Source organism: Pseudoalteromonas sp. T1lg23B (genome assembly GCF_002964665.1).
Taxonomy (GTDB): Bacteria; Pseudomonadota; Gammaproteobacteria; order Enterobacterales; family Alteromonadaceae; genus Pseudoalteromonas.
The window spans coordinates 1-248 of sequence record NZ_PQBZ01000035.1; the positions used below are offsets into that span (position 1 = coordinate 1).

General features: G+C 43.5%; 1 protein-coding gene. It reads right to left on the bottom strand.

Annotated features, from left to right (window positions below; translation table 11 throughout):
• A partial coding sequence (locus C2M32_RS15885) for a hypothetical protein (protein WP_158678243.1) occupies positions 1 to 248 on the bottom strand: 248 nt, incomplete at both ends.

Sequence of the window (248 nt, forward strand, 5' to 3'; positions counted from 1 at the left end):
CCCGTCACATTATCGCTATATACCTTGGTCGTTAAGGCATTTTGATTGCCCCGTCGCAGACCATTTAAAAACTCACTTTTATCAAATTGTAGCGATGAGATATCAATGCTTTGATTTTGCGACTCTGCTCCCGTATTGGCACACTCTTGATACCAATGCGCCAGCGTTCTACGCATACCATCGTAATTGCTGATGTTGCTGGAGAATTTCATTTCTCTGAACTTGATCAACGCTTGATATGGGTCGCG